The following is a 20,125-nucleotide window of genomic DNA, read 5'->3' on the forward strand; positions in this document are numbered from 1 at the left end:
GGGCATATCCTAACCCCCGAAGCCGGAAAAGAGAGAAGGAGACGATGGGTTTGTCGCACACGCTCGAGCAAGCCGGGGAAAGGCACGTCATTCATGAGATCGTCGCCGCTGCGCCCAGCGCTCTCAACGGCGACGATGCCGCGGTGCTGTATCCAGCAGCACCGAATTCCCGCACTGTGGCGTCGACGGACATGATGGTGGAAGGCCGCCATTTCCGCCGAGACTGGTCGACGGCTGCAGAGGTCGGGCAGAAGGCGATTGTGCGCAATTTTGCGGATATTGAGGCGATGGGTGCGCGCCCGACCGCGGCTCTCCTCGCCATTGCGGCTCCTGGGGACACACCGGTGAATTTTGTGCGCGGCATTGCGCAGGGAATCGCCGAGCGCTGTGCGATGTACAACGCTGAGCTCGTCGGAGGCGACCTCACCCGCAGCGATAACTTCGTGCTCAACGTCACGGCGCTTGGTTCGCTCGGTGGAAGTGGTGCACCGTTGACCTTGGATAAGGCGCGCGCGGGGCAAACCCTCGTGGCGCACGGCAAGATTGGATACTCCGCAGCCGGGCTGGCCTTGCTCGAGCGATTCGGACGGGCACTACCGCAGGAGTTGGAGGATTTGTGGCCGCTTGTCGACGCTCACTGTTCCCCCACCCTCACCCCTGGTCGAGGGGTCATTGCGCGCGCTACTGGTTCGACCGCAATGACGGATAACTCCGATGGGCTGGTGCGTGATGTAGGACTGATGGCGCAGCGCTCGTCGGTGCACATCGACTTGGACCCGGCAGCTATTGCGCCTGACCCTCTTCTGGCTGCCGCTGGTGCGGTGCTGGAGGTGGATCCATGGGAATGGGTCCTCGCTGGCGGTGAGGACCACACGTTGCTGGCCACGACGTTCAAGGAAGCTCCCTCTGGCTTCCGCGCAGTAGGTTCGGTCCTGCGCGGAACGGGCGTGACAGTAGGTGGCGAAGCACCGCGCTTCACCGGCGGTTGGGAGAGTTTTGCATGATTGATACCTCGCGCATCCACTATTCCTGGTTGCCGCACATTCGTGCGGCGCTTGAGGAGAACCTTCCGCGCATTGAACAGCGCATTGGACAGAGTTATCTGCCGCCAGCTGAAGATGTTTTCGCCGCATTGTCGCTGCCAGTTGATGAGGTCCGCGTACTCATCGTGGGCCAAGACCCGTATCCCACCCCAGGGCATGCGATGGGCCTGTCTTTCTCCACACGGCCAGGTGTGGCCGCACCCCGGTCACTGAAGAATATTTACGCTGAGCTCCACGACGACCTGGGTATTCAAGGCCGTGCGGACGGGGACCTGCGCGCCTGGTTCAACCAGGGCGTGCTCATGCTCAACCGCGTTCTAACCGTGGCACCCGGTCAAGCGGGCTCGCACCGACGCATTGGATGGGAGCCGATTACGGAAGCCGCAATTCGGGCGCTGGCGGGCCGTGACATCGTCGCCATACTGTGGGGACGTGATGCCCAGAGCTGCCAAGCTTTTCTTCCCGGTACTGAGTGCATAACCTCACCGCATCCTTCACCGTTGTCAGCGCGGCGCGGATTCTTTGGCTCGAAGCCTTTCTCCCGTGCCAATGCAGCCCTTGAGGCCCGCGGCGTCACGCCCGTGGACTGGCGCTTGTAAACTAGCCCACATGTCGTATCCCGCCGAGTTGGACGCGCGTGGCCTGCATGCCTGGGCTGCGCGCACCGTGGAGGAACTTACACGCCGCCGCGCTGAGATTAATGCGCTTAACGTGTTTCCCGTCCCCGATTCCGATACCGGATCCAATATGGCGCACACCATGGAAGCCGCCCTGGCGGAGGCGGACAAAGGTGAGATGGACGTAGCCGAAGCGCTGGCGCTGGGATCCGTGCGGGGAGCCCGCGGTAACTCAGGCATGGTGCTCTCGCAGGTTTTGCGCGGTGTAGCTGAGGTGACGATGCAATCGCGCGTAGATGGTTCGGTGTTGGCCGCCGCGCTTGCGCACGCCGTCGAACTCGTCGACCGTGCCCTCGCGGCTCCCGTGGAAGGCACCATCATCACTGTGTTGCGTGCTGCCAGTGATGCTGCACGGGCTGAGTCTGAAAGGCCCGGTGCGCAGCTGCACAGCATTCTCGTCGCTGCACTCGATGCTGCCCGCCGCGCACTTGCTGAGACCCCATCGCAGCTGCCTGCTCTGCGGGAGGCGGGCGTCGTGGACGCCGGTGGTGCGGGGCTGGTAATCCTGCTGGAGTGCTTGCTGGCTCAGGTCACCGGCGAGGAACCCGAGGTGCAACCACTCAAGGCCAATGAGCTCAAGCGCAGCACACACGTAGAGGCCGAGACATCTGGGTCCGAGATTGAAGCCATTTTCTTCTATGAAGGCGACCTGGATGTGCTCCAGGAAGAATTGAGCTCCATGGGCAATAGCCTTGTCATTGCGCGCGCAACCGATGAAACAGCGAGTGTGCACATCCACAGCGCCGAGGTGGGAGCGGTGATCGAAAAGGCCTACGCGCTGGGCAAGGTCGGTGACTTGCGGCTGGAAGCGCTACCAGCAGCAGAAAAGGTGGCGAAGACTACCGCAGGGGAGTCAGCGCGCCGAATCTTCGCTGCCGTACCGGACGGTGCGGTCAAGGAGTTGTTTGAGAAGGTTGGGGTACAGGTAGTCGAGCCCGGTGCCACGGTGGGAGCAGCCGTTGCCGGTGATTTTTACTTGCCCAATGGGTACGGAGGCGATGCGGGGGAGGCCATTGTTATTCCTACCGACTCTCTTGTGGATGGCCTAGCTGCCATGTCAGTCTATGAACCACACAACCCGGATACTGCTGAGGTCGTTGCAGCCATGGGTGATGCAGCACGGTCCATGCGCGTGGGGCATCCAGCAGAAGAAACCGTGGACGCAGTCGAACAGGCCTCCCGGTCACTGTTAGCCGACGGCGGTGAACAAGTCACCGTGCTCACAGCACTCGACGTCTCCGAAGAGGGACTCGCGCACCGTTTGGGCGTGGATGTGGTCGTCGTACGTGTGCCGGGCATGCGCACTGAGATTGGGGTGGAATAGACCGTGCTGGGGTGGCAGGATGACCGCAAACTCACTGAGGTGCTGGACAAGAAGGATGCATCAGCACTCAAGAAAGCCTTTGGCTACACCACGTGCGGTGAGCTGCTCAGTCACTATCCGCGCGACTACATCCGCCACAACAAGGAGGTAGGCCTGGGTGGCGCTGAGGAAGGTGATCAAGTCACCATCACCGGAGTAATCCGCGATGTCCGCACTCGCCACACCTCCAAGACCGTGGTCTTCACCTTGTACATGGATAGCGGGATCCAGGCGGCGTTCTTCAACGCCTACTTTGTCCAGCGCATTCTCCGCAGCGGCATGCGCATTATGCTCTCCGGCAAGCTGAAGTATTTCCGCGGTATACCAAGCCTGCAGCACCCAGATTTCCTCATTCTGGACCCCGGTAGCCTCCAGGATTCGATGTGGGATAAGGCTGCCGGAAAAGGCAGCGGCTCGCTGAAGAAACTCGCGCAGTTTGGCTCACTCGAAACCTTCCTGAAGCGCGAGTGGATTCCGGTATATCCAGCCAGTGGGTCGGCAACCTCGTGGTATGTCATGGGCGCTATCCACAAAGTGCTGGAGCAAACTCCGCCGATCCCAGAGCCGTTGGATTACCGCATGATGGTGACACTGGATCAGGCAGTGCGCGAGATTCACGAGCCGGGACCGACCGGGCCGGAACGAGCCATTCAGCGCCTCAAGTACAACGAGGCCCTGTCCATTGGTCTGGTGATGGCGCTGCGCCAACGCGATGTCAAAGCGCGTACTGCCACCCCGATGCCGGCCATTATTGACGGCTACCGTGATGAGCTGCTGTCAGAGCTTCCATTCCAGCTGACGGATGGTCAACGCCGCGTAATAGGGGAGATCGATGCTGATCTTTCCGGCACCGTCCCGATGATGCGCCTGCTGCAAGGCGAGGTCGGATCGGGCAAGACGCTCGTTGCCACGTGCGCGATGCTGCAGGCGGTGGATGCTGGTAAACAGGCAGCGCTGTTGGCCCCGACGGAGGTGCTGGCGGTGCAGCATGGGACGTCGATAAGCGCCAGCGTTCCCGAAGGGGTAACCGTCACCGTGCTGACCGGGTCGATGAAGACTGCGGAGAAACGCCAGGCGCTGTTAGAAATCGTGTCCGGCGAGGCAGATATCGTCATTGGCACTCATGCCATCATTCAAGACACCGTCGAGTTCTTTGACTTGGGCCTGGTTATCGTCGACGAACAGCACCGATTCGGCGTTGAGCAGCGTGATAGCCTGCGCACCAAGACTAGGGAGGGCACCAGCCCCCATCTGCTGGTGATGACGGCTACGCCTATTCCGCGCACCATTGCTATGACCGTCTTTGGTGACTTGGCCGTCTCCACACTCAAGGAGCTGCCCGGTGGACGCAAACCTATCCTGTCGGCGGTGGTTCCGGAGTGGAAACCCGATTGGGTTCGCCGTGCTATCGAACGCATCCGTGAAGAGGTAGAGAAGGGCCACCAGGCCTATATCGTGTGCCCACGCATCGAAGGTGATGGTGGGGTCGAACAGCTTTCCGTGCAGCTGCGCAACCTGCCGTTCCGTGGGCTGAGTGTAGAAATGCTCCACGGCAAGATGCCGGATAAGGACGAGGTCATGGCGAGCTTTGCGCGTGGCGACATCGATATCCTTGTGTCCACGACCGTCATCGAAGTCGGCGTTGACGTGCCCAATGCTACGGTCATGCTGATTCGGGAGTCAGAAAAATTCGGTGTTTCCCAGCTTCACCAGCTGCGTGGCCGTGTGGGCCGCGGCGGCAATGCATCAGTCTGCCTGCTGCACACCACCGCTTTGCCAGACTCTAAGTCCTATCGACGTGTGGCGGCTATCGCAGATACACCTTCAGGATTTGACTTAGCCGAGCTCGACCTTAAGCAGCGCCATGAGGGAGACATCCTGGGCACGTTGCAATCAGGCACCAAGCGCACGCTTAAGTTGTTGGACTTGAGCAACGATCGTGAGATTGTCGAGCGCACCCACGCCGACGCCGCCGCGCTGGTCGAGCGCAACCCTGAACTAGCAGAAGAACTGACACACAACCTCACTGCCGACGAGCAAGACTTTCTGGAGAAGAACTAAACCGAACCGAACTTTTGGGGGAGACGTCCCGCCACTGGGGTCAAGGGCGATAGGGTAGAGGCCATGACGAGAATCATCGCTGGGGAAGCCCGCGGCCGCAGCATCAAGGTGCCCGAGTCGGGGACGAGGCCGACGTCCGACCGCGCCCGTGAGGGTCTTTTTTCTTCACTTGACGTGCGGTGGGGGTTCAACGATTCCCGCGTGCTTGACCTGTTTGCCGGTTCCGGTGCGCTGGGCCTGGAAGCTGCGAGTCGCGGTGCCGAAGAGGTGGTGCTGGTGGAACATAGTCCTGCCGCGGTCAAGGTGATTCGCCACAACATTGGCGTGGTCAAGCACCCCCGAGTCGAGGTACGGGAGATGAAAGCCTCGACCTACTTGGCCACCGCACCACGCGGCTACTTCGACATCGTTCTTGCGGATCCGCCCTACGAGTTCGACGACGTTGATGGCTTGCTCGAAGCCATCGAACCTGTGCTGGATGATGATGCGTTTGTGGTGATTGAACGCCACGTCGATACACCCCAGACGGAGTGGCCCGAAGGGTTTGAACCTACCGGGCAGAAGCTTAAGAAGCGTACGTTTGGTATCGCACGTTTTGACATGGCCATTTATCACCGTAGCGAGGAGATCTAAGCACTATGCCAACCCACGCAGTCTGCCCTGGATCCTTTGATCCCATCACGCTGGGACACGTTGATGTGTTCAAACGCGCGGCTGAACTTTTTGACAAGGTCACCGTGCTCGTCACCGCGAACCCGGATAAACCCTCCGGCTTGTTCAGCGTGGAGGAACGCGTCGACTTCATCCGCCAAACCGTCTCGCCGGAGATTGAGGTGGACTGGTGGGGTGGCCTGCTCGTGGATTACACCAGCGCGCATGGCGTCGATACCCTCGTTAAAGGTCTGCGCTCTTCATTGGACTATGAGTACGAGCTGCCCATGGCGCAGATGAACCGCCGCTTGTCCGGAATTGATACCGTCTTCCTTCTCACGGACGAGAAATACGGCTACATCTCATCGTCGTTGTGCAAGCAGGTGGCGAAATACGGCGGCGATGTGACGGGCATGTTCCCTGAGCACGTGGCTAAGGCAGTGATGGAACGTTATCGGGACCAGCAGCAGTGACCGCACTGGTCATTCCCCTCGCAATCCTTCTCATCGTGGCTGTGGGCTCGTGCCTACAGCGCGTGTCCGGCATGGGGTTGGGGCTTATCGGTGGCCCCATTTTGACCCTTATGTTGGGGCCGGTGGAAGGCATCATGGTTACCAATGTGCTGGCCTGCCTCAACGCGGTCCTTACGACTTATTCCATGCGCAAGGACGTGGACTGGGGCAAATGGGTGCGCATCGCTCCATTCATGGTGTTGGGCTCTATCCCGGCGGCTCTGCTCATTGCTCGGATTGATACAGCCATGCTGCTCATCCTCGTTGGTGGTGCGCTCCTCACCGCACTGGGCGTAGTGTCTTTTGGCCGGCACTTTGTGCCCGAGTTGCATGGAACGGGTCCGGCGGTGTCCGCCGGTATTCTGGGTGGCTTTACCAATACCCTGGCTGGCGTGGCAGGCCCCGTTATCACCGTTTATGCCCAAGCAGCGCGCTGGCCGCAGGCAGTTTACGCAGCTACGCTTCAGCCCTGCTTTTTCGTCGGCGGGCTGTTCTCGGTACTCACGAAGTACTTTCTAGGTGCTGGCGGCTTTGAGGGCTTGCACTGGCTAGTATGGCCCTTCGGCATCATTGGAATGTTTATCGGAATCCAGGTGGGCACGAAGATTGCTGGGCGAGTGTCCCGTGAACACGCACGCAAGCTCTCCCTGACCGTAGCGAGCCTTGGCTCCCTGAGCGCGCTGATTCGTGGGCTCATGACGCTAGGAGCCTAGGGAGGCTTCTGTAGGCTGGTCGCCATGGCTAAATTCAAGATTGAAGACGCACTCAACCTACGCGCGGGCAAAAGCTTCCAGATCGACTCGGTAGATCCCTCGAGCACCCCGGGTTTTGACGGGGATAAAGACGAGCTTGATGCGCGGTTTTCCAAGTACGATGATGAGCTCTACGAGCTGCAAGAACGTCTCTTTGCCAACGGGCGTGCGTACGGTGAGGATGCCCCGGCCGCACTCATCGTCCTGCAAGGCATGGACACCTCCGGCAAAGGAGGTGCTATCCGCCACGTCTTTAACACTTTTGACCCGCAAGGGACGACGACTGTCGGCTTTGGAAAACCTACCGAAGAAGAGCTAAAGCACGACTTCCTGTGGCGCATCCGCAAACACGATCCGAAGCCAGGCCAAATCGTGGCTTTCGACCGTTCACACTATGAGGATGTGCTCATCCAGCGTGTGCACGAGTGGGTAGATGAAGAAGAAGTCGATCGCCGCATTGAGGCTATCCGTGACTACGAGCTAGAACTCACTGCTCAAGGTGTGAAGGTGATCAAAATCTTCCTGCACATTTCCAAGGAAGCCCAGAGGGAAAATCTGCTTGAACGTACAGAGCGCGAAGATAAGTTCTGGAAGTACGACCCTTCAGACGTTGAGGAACGCGCATATTGGGACCAATACATGGCGGCTTACCAAGACGCGATTCAGCGCACGGATGAAAATTACGCTCCCTGGTATGTCATCCCCACTGACAACAAGAAGTATGCCCGAATGGCGTTGAAGTTCCTGATTGTAGATCTCCTGCGCCACCTTCACCTGGAGTGGCCCGCGCCCGACTTCGACCCAGAAGTCGAGCGCGAGCGCATTGAGAACGCCGACTAGGTGCTGTTTCTATACTCTGTCCGATTTATTAATCTGGCTCGGTTTATTAACCTGACAGCGTTTTAGTCGTCACTGTCTGCGAGCTCGCGGGCGGTGACGTTAAACGTATCCAGGACGGACAGCAGTGCCTCCTGGGCGTTAATGATGGCCACGTTGAGGGCATGGAAAAGCTGGTCCTCGCTCAAGCCCGCGGTGGTGACGAAGCAGGCGTCGCCACGCAGCTCAATGTTGCCGTTATCGGTGCCCACGAGGGCGCGGCCATCGAAGGCACCGGAGTTGAACTCATTGCACAGCACGTGGAACAGGGAAATGACCTCTTCGCCGAGCTGAGTGGGCAGAACGCATTCCAGACGCACAAGGCCTTCCTCGACGGTAATGACCCAATCCAGGTCATTGAGTCGAGCGACAGCGGCGGTGGCATCCTCCGGATGAGCGGTAGCTGCCATGTCGAGTTCCGCGCCATTGAGCAGGCTCAGGACGCGATCACGGGTGACCGCCGGCAGGGCAGAGCCAGACAGAATCTCGTAGGGATCAGCGCTCACGATTAGTCCTCTGCTTCCTGTTCTTGCATGTCATTCAACGTCGCTGCATTCCATGTCACTGCCTGTGGGAAACGCTCGGCCACAACCTCAAAAATCTCGGCAAAGCTCGCCAGGGAGCTGAGCAAGAAGTGACCAAGTTGCGCCAAGGACAGGCCTTCGCCCACAGCCATGGCGCGATTGGCGCACAACTGGACCTCGGCGCCATCTGATGGCTCTTCTGGACCGTCTGTGACGAAGTAGCTCAACGTTGGCGCAACGCTGGCCCAGTTGAGCTCAGCGACGGTGGCCGCAACCTCTTCTTCCGCGGACTCGGGAAGGGTGCCTTCCCAGGTGGCGAAGGCGCTCAAGGTATCGCCTTCCTCATTGAGGTCACAGTGCACTGCAATGTGAGGGATACCAGTCTGGAGAACGCGGTGGAATTTTTCCTCGGCGTCATCATCGGCAGCCCGATCCGCTTGAGTATCCACATCGGTACCCGCATCGCTGGCAGAACGGGGAGCTTCGAGGATGGCATAGTCGGCGTCGATAAGCTCGCACAGCTGCGCGAGCCTATCGATGCTTACCGGTTCAACAGCGTGGAGGTCGGTCACTGCTCCGCGCCTTCAGGGCTGCCTTCGGGTTTGCCTTCGCCGGCCTGTGCGGCGGATTCGGAACCGAGCTTGGCCATCTCCTCAGCGGCAGCAACCATGGCGTTTTGGGCGTTGATAACGCCATCCACAGAGGCACGCAGGGCAGAAGCAAGCTGCTCGTCATTCATGCCGGCGGCGCACGGAATATCAGACTCAGTGCGCACCAATAGCATTCCGTCGAAGTCCGTAATGACTGCGCTGGCGCCCATTGCTACCGAGTTGATCTGATTGGCAGCCAAGAAAAGCCCAGCGTCTGCCTTGGCATACTCAGCGTCCGTCGGCACGTCGCAGCGCACGATGGCCACGCTGTCGAGCACAGCGAACATGCACGGTAGGCCGTTGAGGTTGGCGGTGGCGGCGTCGGTGCGGCCGGTGACCGGTTCGAGCTCAATGTCGAAGGTCTTCATCGCGGCGATGATGCGATCGAGGGTGACGTCGGGCAAGGCATGAGGATCTTGAGCCGGCTTAGTCATGGTTGTGCTCCTTCCAGGTCACAAGCTGCGGGTAGTGCTGTTCAATCCACTCGAAGGACTGCAGGATGGCATCCAAGGTGGACATCACGAAGGCACCCAGCTGGTTGCGGGAAGCGCCATGCGACGTGTCGAGTTCACGGGCACCAGAAACTGCCAAGGCATTGTCAGGGGCCTCAAAGAAGCGGAACGTCGGTGTGAAGTGGTCCTGGTTCCACGAGTTGATGTGCATGAGCAGGTTCGGTGCCTCGGAGGAAGGTACCGAGCCACGCCAGACGGAGTCCACGATGAGGGAGGAGCCGACGAGCTGGAAGGCAATGGCCGCGTTGGAGAAACCCGTGCGCAGTAGCTTAACGGTGCCTTGCTTCTCAGTTTGCTGCTCTTCCATGCGGTACTCCAAACCTTCGGAATCGAAGATTTCCGCAATACGCTCGAGCGTTACGTCCTCCACTGGGGTATCGGGCAGCAGGACGCGCTCCTGCGCACCGCCTTGGTTATTCGCGTCAGTCAATTTTTTGTCTCACTCACTTCGCTTGGTTAACAACCACATTTTTCTTTACGCCCCGACCCTACCGGAGCCAGGTTGGCCGGGTACGTCCTAGGGGGTCTGGAAGAGCTCCTCGCCGCCCAGCTCGTGCGCCAGAGCTTGGCTCACCTCGGGATAGCGGAAAACATGGCCCAATTCTTCCAATTTGGCGGGGACTACCTTCTGGTTGGCTAGTGCCAATTCTCGGGCGCCTTCTTTGCCAAGGAGCAAGGCGGGGCCCAGGCTCGGGATGGGAATAACGGTGGGGCGGTGCAGTTTGCGACCCAAAGCGTCGACATAGTCGCGATTCTGGACTGGGGTGGGGGAGACAGCGTTAATGGGTCCTTCCCACTCCGGGTCAAGGGCGGCGCGAACATACATGTCCTGCAGATCATCCTGGGCCACCCAGCTGTACCAAATTTCACCTTTGCCAAACGCGCCGCCGAGGCCGGTTGAAAACACCGCGCGCAGCAGCGGGAGCATGCCGCCATTTCCTGATTGCACAATGCCTGTGCGCATATTCACCAAACGCTTGCCGGCATCGCGCACTGGTGCGCACGCGTTTTCCCATGCTTCGACGACATCGGCAAGGAAACCTTCACCGCGCTCAGAGTTCTCGGTCAGTTCTTCATCGCCGCGGTCAGGGCCATAGAAACCAATGGCGGAGGCGCACACCATCGCGCGCACAGAATCCGTAGTGGCGGCAACGTGTGCGAGCAAGTGCGTTGGGCCCACGCGGGAATCCCGAATGGCGTCCTTGTGAGAGGAGTTAAAACGCCCAAAGATGGGCTCGCCGGCGAGGTGGATGAGGACGTCGACGCCCTCTAGGAGATCCTTGGCGGGAAGATTCGGGCGCCACAAACGTTCGCCGACTCCTGGGTTCGAGCGAACGAGCGGGATGACGGTGTGGCCCAGTGTACTTAGCTGCGCGGACACTGCCTTTCCCACCGTGCCGTGCGAGCCAGTAAGAGCCACCGTTAATGGCTTATCATTCAACACGCCCAAGCGCTGCTTGAAACGGAAGTCCTCCACGAGCTGGTGCTGACGATAGGCAAACATGGACTCAATAACTGCGGTGGGGATTCGGGTATCCACCTTGTCCGTAATGAGCGTGCCCTCTGGGTGATCCGCAAAGAGGTGGTCGTGGCGCCAATGGGCCAAGGCGCGGAACGGCGCGTTGATGCAGACGTCCCGGAAGGACTTCTGTGGTTGGTATCCAGCTAGGTCATGGCGCGCAACCCACTTCAGTCCGCCCGGCAGTCCCAGCACTGAGGTGCCAGTGGCCAGTGATTGTGCTTGCTGCAGAGGGGTCATGAACCCAAACGGTGCGTTGAGCCTTGTCAGTGCTCCGGGGCGCTCGTGCCATTGCCACACCTCCTCGCGCGGTGCTGGAACAACGTGCTGGGTGGTGAAACTCACTGTGTAAAGACCTGCCTCACGGTGATTGGGGGTAAGAAAGCTCGGTGCGAGCCTTCAAAAGAGCAAGGGAAAAGTGCTATGGTTGGTGCTGACTTTCAAGCATAGACAGTCTAAGTAACCCTTGTCCGACATCCTTTAAAGACCGCACTGTGAGGCGGGGAAGGAGGTCACGATGAGTGAAACCGACATTCACGCGGAGTCCAATGAGCTATTGAGCTCGTCCGACGTCGCGCGTACCGTCGCACGCATCGCGCACCAGATCATTGAAAAAACTGCGCTTGATTCGAGTGATTCTCCTCGGGTCGTGCTCTTAGGCATTCCCTCTGGTGGCGTGCCGCTAGCACAACGCCTCGCTGACAAGATTGAGGAATTCTCTGGGGTGGAGGTTCCCTGGGGTTCCCTTGACATCACCTTGTACCGCGATGACTTGTATTCGCGCCCGCATCGCGCGCTCAAGCCCACCACGGTGCCTGATGGTGGCATCAATGGCGCCACCGTCATTCTCGTGGATGATGTGCTCTATTCTGGCCGCACCATTCGTGCTGCGCTCGATGCCCTCGCCGATATTGGCCGTCCCGACATCATCCAGCTCGCCGTCCTCGTGGACCGCGGCCACCGCCAGGTTCCTATCCGCGCGGATTATGTGGGCAAGAACATCCCCACCGCGCGTGATGAGGACGTCACCGTCTACAACGCCGACATTGACGGTCGCGATGCCGTCGTGCTCACTCGCTCTACCGCATCGGCCGAGCCCGGCAAGGAGGACTAAATGAAACACCTCATTAATATCGCTGATTTGAGCGCTGCCGAAATCTTGGCGCTCATGGATGAGGCGGACCGCTTCCGCGAAGCGCTCAACGGCCGGGAGGTTAAAAAGCTTCCGACCCTGCGCGGTCGCACCGTCTTCACGCTGTTCTACGAGAACTCCACGCGAACTCGTTCCTCCTTCGAAACCGCAGGTAAGTGGATGTCTGCTGACGTCATTAATCTCTCTGCGTCCAGCTCTTCGGTCAAGAAGGGCGAGTCTTTGAAGGACACAGGCTTGACGCTGACCTCTATTGGCGCGGATGCCATCATCATCCGCCATCCTTCTTCGGGTGCGGCACAGCAGCTGGCCGGCTGGGTTGCCCCAGAAGGCCAGGGGCCGAGTGTTATCAACGCCGGTGACGGGGCGCACCAGCACCCAACGCAGGCGCTTCTCGACGCCACCACGATGCGCCAACGCCTAGGTCTTGACTCCGAACGATCCGGCTCTGGTACGGGATTTGAGGGCCTCAAGGTCACCATTGTGGGTGACTGCCTGCATTCCCGCGTGGTGCGTTCCAACGTGGACTTGTTGAGCACCCTGGGTGCTGACGTCACCCTAGTGGCGCCGCCTACCTTGCTGCCTTTCGGCGTGGAGAACTGGCCGGTACGGGTATCCCACGATTTCGATGCGGAGGTTCCCGCCTCAGATGTGGTCATGATGTTGCGTGTTCAGGCCGAGCGCATGAATGGCGGCTTCTTCCCTTCGCACCGCGAATACGCGACGCTATATGGCCTGTCGAAGGACCGCGCTGCGGCGATGAAGAAGGACGCCATCATCATGCACCCAGGGCCCATGGTCCGCGGTATGGAAATTAACTACGCCGTTTCAGACTTTGATAATTCGGCTGTGCTCCAGCAGGTCAACAACGGTGTTCACGTGCGCATGGCTACCTTGTTCACTCTGCTTACCAATGGCGAGAACGCCGGAATCTAGACGAGGAGATACCTAGATATGACTACTTATCCTGACACCGGCGTGCTCTCCGCCCCAGCGGCAGACACCCTGCTCATCACCAACGTGCGTCCCTACGGTGAGGGCGACCCCACCGACGTCCTCATCAAAGACGGCGTTATCGCGTCGATCGGTGCTGGGGCCGTCGGGGCGGGTGCCGCGGGCGATGAGTCCGGCAACACGTCCCCAGACCGCACCATTGATGCTGGCGGCAACGTGCTGTTGCCGGGCCTGGTGGATATGCACGTTCACCTGCGCGAACCTGGCCGTGAAGATACTGAAACCATTGAGACGGGCTCCCGTGCTGCTGCCAAGGGCGGCTTCACTGCTGTATTCACCATGGCGAATACCATGCCCGTGACTGACCAGCCGATTATCGCCGAGTCTGTATGGGCCAAGTCCCAAAAGCTGGGCCTGTGCGATGTCCACCCGGTCGGCTCCATCACCAAGGGCCTCGAAGGCAAGACCCTCACGGAGTTCGGCATGATGGCCCGCTCTGACGCCAAGGTCCGTATGTTCTCCGATGACGGCAAGTGCGTTGAGGACCCGCAGCTTATGCGCCGTGCGTTGGAATACGCCAAGGGCCTCGATGTGCTCCTCGCCCAGCATGCTGAGGACCACCGCATGACTGAAGGTGCCTGCGCCAACGAAGGCGAGGTCGCCGCACGTTTGGGCCTGCGTGGCTGGCCGCGCGTGGCTGAGGAATCCATCGTGGCGCGCGACGCACTCCTGGCCCGTGACTACGGCAACCGTATGCACATCTGCCATGCCTCCACGAAGGGAACCGTCGAGCTTCTCAAGTGGGCCAAGGAGCAGGACATCCCGCTCACCGCGGAGGTCACTCCTCACCACCTGCTGATGACGGATGACAAGCTCTTGTCTTACGACGGAGTCTTCCGCGTCAACCCGCCGCTGCGCGAACAGTCCGATACCGAGGCATTGCGTCAGGCCTTGCTTGATGGGCTTATCGACGTCGTCGCTACCGACCACGCCCCGCACGGCAGCGAAGACAAGTGCGTGGAGTTCGAAAACGCCAAGCCCGGCATGCTGGGCTTGGAATCCTCCCTGGCTGTCATCGCTAAGCTTTTTGTCGCGACAGGCTTGGCGGACTGGCGCTTCGTCGCCCGCGTCATGTCCGAACGCCCAGCTGAGATTACCCGCCTCCCGGGCCACGGTCGCCCCATCGCCGAGGGCGAGCCGGCCAACCTCACCATTGTTGACCCAGAGCACTCCTGGGTTTCTGACTCCACGCGCTTGGCTTCGAAGTCGGAGAACAACCCCTATGAAGGTGAAGAGTTTGGCGCACGCGTAACGCACACCATCTTGCGTGGAGCGGTGACCTACGACCTCACCGCCGAATAATCGGGACAATAGATAAAGACACCACGAGCAATCAACGCTTTCTATTCGAAAGGCCACCACACACCGTGACTTCCACAGAGACTTCAACTGCAACCTTGATCAGCGAGGCGCGTCCCGGCACGAAGCCCACTTCCGCCATCCTGGTTTTGGCTGACGGCCGTACCTTCCGCGGCTTCGGCTTCGGTGCTACCGGCACCACCCTGGGAGAGGCCGTGTTTACCACTGCCATGACCGGCTACCAGGAAACGATGACAGATCCGTCGTACCACCGCCAGATTGTGGTGACCTCCGCACCACAAATCGGTAACACCGGCTGGAACGATGAGGACAACGAGTCCCATGACGATAAAATCTGGGTCGCCGGCCTCGTTATCCGTGACCTTTCCCGCCGCGTCTCCAACTGGCGCGCGAAGCGTTCCCTGCCGGAGGAGATGGAGAAGCAGGGCACTATCGGCATCGGCGGTATCGATACCCGCACCCTGGTGCGCCACCTCCGCAACCACGGGTCCATCAAGGCCGGTATCTTCTCGGGCGAGGCTGCCGAGAGGGACGTCGAGGAGCTCATCGCTGAGGTGAAGAACCAGCCATCCATGGCTGGGCTTGACCTCTCTGAGGAGGTTTCCACCGACAAGCCGTACACGATTGAGGCAGTCGGGGAGAAGCGCTTTACCGTCGTGGCCTATGACATGGGTGTTAAGACTGCAACGCCGAACAACTTTGCGCAGCGCGGCATTGAAACCGTCGTGGTACCCGCAAATACCTCGTTCGAGGAGATCAAACAGTACAACCCGGATGGCGTGTTCGTCTCCAATGGTCCGGGTGACCCGGCAACTGCCGACGTCATGGTGGGCATTGTCCGCGACATCCTCGCGGCCGAGTACCCGTTCTTCGGTATCTGCTTTGGCAATCAAATCCTCGGCCGTGCGCTGGGCATGGACACCTACAAGCTGAAATTCGGCCACCGCGGCATCAACGTGCCGGTGCGCAACCAACTCACCGGCAAGATCGATATCACCTCCCAGAATCATGGCTTTGCCCTAGCCAGCCCGTCCGGCAAGGAAGACCCTGCCGGCGAGGAATTCGATACTGACTTCGGCCCAGCAGTAGTTTCCCACACCTGCCTCAATGACAACACCATCGAAGGCGTTGCACTTAAGAATGGCATGGCCTACTCCGTGCAATACCACCCTGAGTCCGCCGCTGGCCCGCACGATGCGAACCCGCTCTTTGACCAGTTCATTGAGCTCATGACTGAGAAGTCCCCGAACAAGTAAACCGCAACCAGGAAAAGGAAGAAGAAACTTATGCCAAAGCGCAACGACATCAATCACGTCCTGGTTATCGGCTCCGGTCCGATTGTCATCGGCCAGGCTTGTGAGTTCGACTACTCCGGCACCCAGGCCTGCCGCGTGCTCAAGGAGGAAGGCCTGCGCGTGACGCTGGTCAACTCCAACCCGGCGACCATCATGACGGACCCAGAGTTCGCCGACCACACCTACGTCGAGCCCATCGAGCCCGAGTTCATTGAAAAAATCCTCCTCAAGGAAAAGGAGGAGGGCCACCCCATCGATGCAGTCCTGGCAACGCTTGGTGGCCAGACCGCCCTCAATGCCGCGGTGCAGTTGGACCGCCTGGGCATTCTGAAGAAGTACGACATCGAGCTCATTGGTGCTGATATCGACGCGATTGAGCGCGGTGAGGACCGTCAGAAGTTTAAGGACATTGTCGCCTCCATTGGTGGCGAATCTGCGCGCTCCCGCGTGTGCCACACGATGGAGGAGGTCCACGAGACTGTAGCGGAACTCGGACTGCCGGTAGTCGTGCGCCCGTCCTTCACCATGGGTGGCTTGGGATCCGGTCTTGCGTTTAATGAGGAGGACCTCGAGCGCATCGCTGGTGGTGGCTTGGCAGCGTCCCCGGAAGCCAACGTTCTTATCGAAGAGTCCATTCTGGGGTGGAAGGAATTCGAGCTTGAGCTCATGCGTGACGGCGACGATAACGTCGTGGTCATTGCTTCCATCGAGAACGTCGACGCACTCGGCGTCCATACTGGTGATTCCGTGACCGTGGCACCGGCCTTGACCTTGACGGACCGCGAGTACCAGACGATGCGTGATCAGGGTATTGCGATTATCCGCGAGGTCGGCGTTGATACCGGCGGCTGCAACATCCAGTTTGCTGTCAACCCAGACGATGGCCGCATCATCACCATTGAGATGAACCCACGCGTGTCTCGTTCCTCCGCGCTGGCCTCCAAGGCCACCGGTTTTCCGATTGCGAAGCTGGCCGCCAAGCTGGCCATCGGCTACACCCTTGATGAGGTTCGCAACGACATCACCGGTGTTACTCCGGCTGCCTTCGAACCGACGCTGGACTACGTCATTGTCAAGGCACCACGCTTTGCCTTCGAGAAGTTCCCAGGTGCCGATGACACCCTCACCACGACGATGAAGTCCGTGGGCGAGGCCATGGGTATTGGCCGCAACTACATCGCCGGCCTCAACAAGGTCATGCGCTCCTTGGAGGGCAAGCCTGCCGGATTCTGGACCCAGCCAGACGAGTACTTTGCCGGCGAGCGCGCTACTGACTTGGACGCTGTGCTCAAGGATTTGGAGCGCCCGACTGAGGGCCGAATGTACGACATCGAGCTGGCCTTCCGCCTCGGCGCCACCGTGGAACAGCTGTATGAGCACTCGAACGTGGACCCCTGGTTCCTCGCGGAGCTTGAGGCACTCGTTCAGTTCCGCACCGAACTTGTTGAGGCTCCTGTGCTCGATGCTGAGCTTTTGCGCCGCGCCAAAGTCTTCGGCCTGTCTGATGCCCAGATTGCTGCGCTGCGTCCGGAGTTCGCTGGCGAGGACGGCGTGCGTTCCTTGCGCTGGTCCCTGGGTATTCGCCCGGTCTACAAGACGGTCGATACCTGTGCTGGTGAGTTCGAGGCTCAGACCCCGTACCACTACAGTGCCTATGAGATGGATCCTGACGCTGAGTCCGAAGTCGGCCCGATGGCCGAGGGTAAGAAGGGTAAGGTCATCATCTTGGGCTCTGGCCCGAACCGCATCGGCCAGGGCATCGAGTTTGACTACTCGTGTGTCCACGCTGCACTGGAGCTCTCCCGTGAGGGCTACGAGACCGTCATGGTTAACTGCAACCCGGAGACGGTTTCTACCGACTATGACACCGCTGATCGTCTGTACTTCGAACCGCTGACCTTCGAGGACGTCATGGAGGTCTACCACGCAGAGGCCCAGTCCGGCGAGGTTGCTGGCGTCATCGTCCAGCTGGGTGGTCAGACCCCGCTGGGTTTGGCAGAGCGTCTCACCGCTGCCGGTGTACCGGTCGTTGGTACCTCCGCCGCAGCCATTGACTTGGCAGAAGACCGCGGTGAGTTCGGCAAGGTTCTTGAAGCAGCTGAGCTGCCAGCCCCAGCGTTTGGCACTGCAACGTCCTTTGATGAGGCTCGCCAGGTTGCCGCGGGCATCGGCTACCCGGTGCTAGTCCGCCCGTCCTATGTTCTAGGCGGCCGCGGAATGGAGATTGTCTATGATGAAGACTCCCTGCGTGACTACATTGAGCGCGCTACTGAAATCACCTCCGATCACCCAGTACTGGTGGACCGGTTCCTCGACAACGCTATTGAGATTGATGTCGATGCACTCTGCGATGGCGAGGAGGTCTACCTTGGCGGCGTGATGGAGCATATTGAGGAAGCCGGCATTCACTCCGGTGACTCGTCGTGTGCACTTCCGCCGATGACGCTCGGACCGCAGGATATTGAGAAGGTACGTGAGTCGACGCGCCGCCTCGCTCACGGTATCGGCGTCAAGGGCCTCATGAACGTTCAGTACGCACTGAAAGATGACACCCTCTACGTCATCGAAGCCAACCCGCGTGCTTCTCGCACGGTGCCGTTCGTGTCCAAGGCTACGGGCGTACCGCTGGCCAAGGCTGCCGCGCGCGTCATGCTCGGTGCTTCAATTGCACAGCTGCGTGAGGAGGGCATTATCCCATCTAACTACGATGGCGGCTCCCTTCCGCTTGAGCACCCAATTGCGGTGAAGGAAGCGGTTCTTCCGTTCAACCGTTTCCGTCGCCCTGACGGCCAACTGCTGGATACGCTGTTGTCGCCTGAGATGAAGTCCACTGGTGAGGTCATGGGTCTGGCCGATAACTTCGGTGCCGCCTACGCCAAGGGTGAGATGGCTGCCTTCGGTGAGTTGCCGACGGAAGGAACGGTCTTCGTGTCCGTGGCTAACCGCGATAAGCGCACGCTCATCTTCCCGATTCAGCGTTTGGCCTACATGGGGTACACCATCGTGGCTACTGACGGTACTGCGCAGATGCTGCGCCGCAATGGTGTGGAATGCGAGGTAGCTACCAAGGTCTCTGAGGCTGAGGAGGGCCAGGAGTCCATCGTTGATGCCATCCTTAGCGGCAAGGTTGATCTCATCCTTAATACGCCAGCTGGCTCCGCCGGCGCTCGCCACGATGGCTACGACATTCGCGCCGCTGCGGTGTCTGTCGGTGTGCCGCTCGTGACGACCGTTCAGGGCGTGACCGCAGCGGTGCAGGGCATCGAGGCACTGCGCCGGGGCGACCTGAAGGTCCGCGCACTCCAGGAGCTTGAGCATGCCCCAGCTAACTAAAGATCCGGTCGCCTTCGGCGAAAAGGCGGTTGCCGCCGGCCGTGAGCGTGGGCGTCTGTGCGTTGGCATTGATCCGCACCCGCACTTGCTCGAGTCCTGGGGGTTGCCTGCCGACGTTGACGGTCTTCGTACCTTCACGATGACCTGCGTGGAAGCCTTCGTGGATACCGCAGCCATGGTGAAGCCGCAGGTAGCTTTCTTCGAGCGCTATGGCTCCCGAGGCTTCGCGGTCCTGGAGGAAGCTCTGGTGGCTTTGCGTGAGAGCGGTTGCCTCAGCCTTGCGGATGCCAAGCGTGGCGATATCGGCTCGACTATGGCGGGTTATGCCGAGGCGTGGCTAGGGGAGAACTCCCCGTTGCGAGCAGATGCGGTGACCGTCTCGCCGTACCTCGGCGTTGGTGCACTCAGCCCAGTTTTCGCCATGGCCGAGCAATCAGGTCGGGGAGTGTTTGTCCTGGCGGCAACGTCCAACCCGGAAGCGAAGGCTCTGCAATCGTTGAGCGTCGAAGGCCGTAGCGTAGCCCAGCGCGTTGTTGATGAGCTGGCAGAACGCAACGCGGCGGTGGCAGCCCACGGCGATGACACCGACCCAACAGTCGGTGCCTTGGGCGTCGTCGTAGGAGCAACGCTCGACACTCCGCCAGAGTTAGACCAATTGAATGGCCCGGTGCTTCTTCCAGGCGTGGGTGCCCAAGGAGCTACGCCCGCAGATGTCCGAGCGCTGACCAAAACAGCGCCGGAGTTGGGCTTTGCCAACGTGTCTCGCGCCATTCTTTCGTGTGGCCCGAAGGTCGATGACCTGCGGAAAGCAGTCATAGATACCGCGGCAGAATTCCGCGATTAAGTCAACGGCGTGCCCAATTAACGAGTGCG

Annotated in this window: 19 protein-coding genes; 14 read left to right on the forward strand and 5 right to left on the reverse strand. The window is 60.0% G+C overall.

The genetic code is table 11. From position 1 onward, the window contains the following. Nucleotides 1-44: 44 nt before the first annotated feature. The 8 genes from NX84_RS06775 to NX84_RS06810 all read left to right on the forward strand — a co-directional run bounded on the left by NX84_RS06775 (nt 45) and on the right by NX84_RS06810 (nt 7,899). On the forward strand, nt 45-1,004 hold the full coding sequence (locus NX84_RS06775) for a thiamine-phosphate kinase (protein ID WP_039675175.1): 960 nt from the start codon (nt 45-47) through the stop codon (nt 1,002-1,004). Further along, on the forward strand, nt 1,001-1,642 hold the full coding sequence (locus NX84_RS06780; protein WP_039675177.1) for a uracil-DNA glycosylase: 642 nt from the start codon (nt 1,001-1,003) through the stop codon (nt 1,640-1,642). The genes NX84_RS06775 and NX84_RS06780 overlap by 4 nt, the downstream gene beginning before the upstream one ends. 10 nt (nt 1,643-1,652) lie before the next feature. Next, complete coding sequence (locus NX84_RS06785; protein WP_039675179.1) at nt 1,653-3,044, forward strand: DAK2 domain-containing protein; 1,392 nt, start codon at nt 1,653-1,655, stop codon at nt 3,042-3,044. Between the two features lie 3 nt (nt 3,045-3,047). Continuing rightward, complete coding sequence (locus NX84_RS06790) at nt 3,048-5,144, forward strand: ATP-dependent DNA helicase RecG (protein ID WP_039675181.1); 2,097 nt, start codon at nt 3,048-3,050, stop codon at nt 5,142-5,144. Between the two features lie 63 nt (nt 5,145-5,207). Further along, entirely contained in the window at nt 5,208-5,777 is a 570-nt protein-coding gene (gene rsmD / locus NX84_RS06795) for a 16S rRNA (guanine(966)-N(2))-methyltransferase RsmD (protein WP_039675183.1), read from the forward strand. A 5-nt stretch (nt 5,778-5,782) separates the two neighbouring features. Then, a complete protein-coding gene (gene coaD, locus NX84_RS06800) occupies nt 5,783-6,268 on the forward strand; it encodes a pantetheine-phosphate adenylyltransferase (protein WP_039675185.1) in 486 nt (161 codons plus the stop codon). After that, entirely contained in the window at nt 6,265-7,020 is a 756-nt protein-coding gene (locus tag NX84_RS06805) for a sulfite exporter TauE/SafE family protein (RefSeq protein WP_039675187.1), read from the forward strand. The genes coaD and NX84_RS06805 overlap by 4 nt, the downstream gene beginning before the upstream one ends. Nucleotides 7,021-7,044: 24 nt before the next feature. Continuing rightward, nucleotides 7,045-7,899, forward strand: coding sequence for a PPK2 family polyphosphate kinase (locus NX84_RS06810; protein WP_039675189.1), 855 nt, complete (start codon nt 7,045-7,047; stop codon nt 7,897-7,899). A gap of 62 nt (nt 7,900-7,961) precedes the next feature. On the opposite strand, the gene NX84_RS06815 is transcribed toward NX84_RS06810, so the two are convergent. The 5 genes from NX84_RS06815 to NX84_RS06835 all read right to left on the reverse strand — a co-directional run bounded on the left by NX84_RS06815 (nt 7,962) and on the right by NX84_RS06835 (nt 11,485). Continuing rightward, nucleotides 7,962-8,441 (reverse strand): hypothetical protein, encoded by a 480-nt coding sequence (locus NX84_RS06815; RefSeq protein ID WP_231913680.1) that lies wholly within the window; start codon nt 8,439-8,441, stop codon nt 7,962-7,964. A 2-nt stretch (nt 8,442-8,443) separates the two neighbouring features. Then, the gene (locus NX84_RS06820; RefSeq protein ID WP_052319697.1) at nt 8,444-9,031 is read right to left on the reverse strand and encodes a hypothetical protein; all 588 of its coding nucleotides are present in this window, start codon (nt 9,029-9,031) and stop codon (nt 8,444-8,446) included. Then, a complete protein-coding gene (locus tag NX84_RS06825) occupies nt 9,028-9,543 on the reverse strand; it encodes a YbjN domain-containing protein (RefSeq protein ID WP_039675193.1) in 516 nt (171 codons plus the stop codon). Before NX84_RS06825 ends, NX84_RS06820 begins: the two co-directional genes overlap by 4 nt. Next, nucleotides 9,536-10,051 carry a YbjN domain-containing protein gene (locus tag NX84_RS06830; RefSeq protein WP_039675195.1) on the reverse strand — a complete coding sequence of 172 codons (516 nt, stop codon included), beginning with the start codon at nt 10,049-10,051 and terminating at the stop codon, nt 9,536-9,538. Before NX84_RS06830 ends, NX84_RS06825 begins: the two co-directional genes overlap by 8 nt. A gap of 87 nt (nt 10,052-10,138) precedes the next feature. Continuing rightward, entirely contained in the window at nt 10,139-11,485 is a 1,347-nt protein-coding gene (locus NX84_RS06835) for a TIGR01777 family oxidoreductase (RefSeq protein WP_039675197.1), read from the reverse strand. A 172-nt stretch (nt 11,486-11,657) separates the two neighbouring features. Between NX84_RS06835 and pyrR the strand changes: the two genes are divergently transcribed. The 6 genes from pyrR (at nt 11,658) to pyrF (ending at nt 20,096) form a co-directional block, all read left to right on the forward strand. Then, complete coding sequence (pyrR, locus tag NX84_RS06840; RefSeq protein ID WP_039675198.1) at nt 11,658-12,254, forward strand: bifunctional pyr operon transcriptional regulator/uracil phosphoribosyltransferase PyrR; 597 nt, start codon at nt 11,658-11,660, stop codon at nt 12,252-12,254. Beyond that, the gene (locus NX84_RS06845; protein WP_039675200.1) at nt 12,255-13,226 is read left to right on the forward strand and encodes an aspartate carbamoyltransferase catalytic subunit; all 972 of its coding nucleotides are present in this window, start codon (nt 12,255-12,257) and stop codon (nt 13,224-13,226) included. Between the two features lie 18 nt (nt 13,227-13,244). Then, nucleotides 13,245-14,606, forward strand: coding sequence for a dihydroorotase (locus NX84_RS06850; protein WP_039675202.1), 1,362 nt, complete (start codon nt 13,245-13,247; stop codon nt 14,604-14,606). A gap of 95 nt (nt 14,607-14,701) precedes the next feature. Continuing rightward, nucleotides 14,702-15,880 carry a glutamine-hydrolyzing carbamoyl-phosphate synthase small subunit gene (gene carA, locus NX84_RS06855; protein WP_174519852.1) on the forward strand — a complete coding sequence of 393 codons (1,179 nt, stop codon included), beginning with the start codon at nt 14,702-14,704 and terminating at the stop codon, nt 15,878-15,880. 30 nt (nt 15,881-15,910) lie between these two features. Next, on the forward strand, nt 15,911-19,252 hold the full coding sequence (carB, locus tag NX84_RS06860) for a carbamoyl-phosphate synthase large subunit (RefSeq protein WP_039675204.1): 3,342 nt from the start codon (nt 15,911-15,913) through the stop codon (nt 19,250-19,252). Further along, nucleotides 19,236-20,096 carry an orotidine-5'-phosphate decarboxylase gene (gene pyrF, locus NX84_RS06865; protein ID WP_039675206.1) on the forward strand — a complete coding sequence of 287 codons (861 nt, stop codon included), beginning with the start codon at nt 19,236-19,238 and terminating at the stop codon, nt 20,094-20,096. Before carB ends, pyrF begins: the two co-directional genes overlap by 17 nt. Nucleotides 20,097-20,125 lie beyond the last annotated feature (29 nt).

Source organism: Corynebacterium minutissimum (genome assembly GCF_000805675.1).
Lineage (GTDB): Bacteria > Actinomycetota > Actinomycetes > Mycobacteriales > Mycobacteriaceae > Corynebacterium > Corynebacterium minutissimum.

Bases quoted from the DNA above. Each gene is read 5' to 3' on its own strand.
- NX84_RS06775 (WP_039675175.1), top strand. From the start codon at position 45: ATGGGTTTGTCGCACACGCTCGAGCAAGCCGGGGAAAGGCACGTCATT.
- NX84_RS06780 (WP_039675177.1), top strand. From the start codon at position 1,001: ATGATTGATACCTCGCGCATCCACTATTCCTGGTTGCCGCACATTCGT.
- NX84_RS06785 (WP_039675179.1), top strand. From the start codon at position 1,653: ATGTCGTATCCCGCCGAGTTGGACGCGCGTGGCCTGCATGCCTGGGCT.
- rsmD (WP_039675183.1), top strand. From the start codon at position 5,208: ATGACGAGAATCATCGCTGGGGAAGCCCGCGGCCGCAGCATCAAGGTG.
- coaD (WP_039675185.1), top strand. From the start codon at position 5,783: ATGCCAACCCACGCAGTCTGCCCTGGATCCTTTGATCCCATCACGCTG.
- NX84_RS06810 (WP_039675189.1), top strand. From the start codon at position 7,045: ATGGCTAAATTCAAGATTGAAGACGCACTCAACCTACGCGCGGGCAAA.
- NX84_RS06825 (WP_039675193.1), bottom strand. From the start codon at position 9,543: ATGACTAAGCCGGCTCAAGATCCTCATGCCTTGCCCGACGTCACCCTC.
- pyrR (WP_039675198.1), top strand. From the start codon at position 11,658: ATGAGTGAAACCGACATTCACGCGGAGTCCAATGAGCTATTGAGCTCG.
- NX84_RS06845 (WP_039675200.1), top strand. From the start codon at position 12,255: ATGAAACACCTCATTAATATCGCTGATTTGAGCGCTGCCGAAATCTTG.
- NX84_RS06850 (WP_039675202.1), top strand. From the start codon at position 13,245: ATGACTACTTATCCTGACACCGGCGTGCTCTCCGCCCCAGCGGCAGAC.
- carB (WP_039675204.1), top strand. From the start codon at position 15,911: ATGCCAAAGCGCAACGACATCAATCACGTCCTGGTTATCGGCTCCGGT.
- pyrF (WP_039675206.1), top strand. From the start codon at position 19,236: ATGCCCCAGCTAACTAAAGATCCGGTCGCCTTCGGCGAAAAGGCGGTT.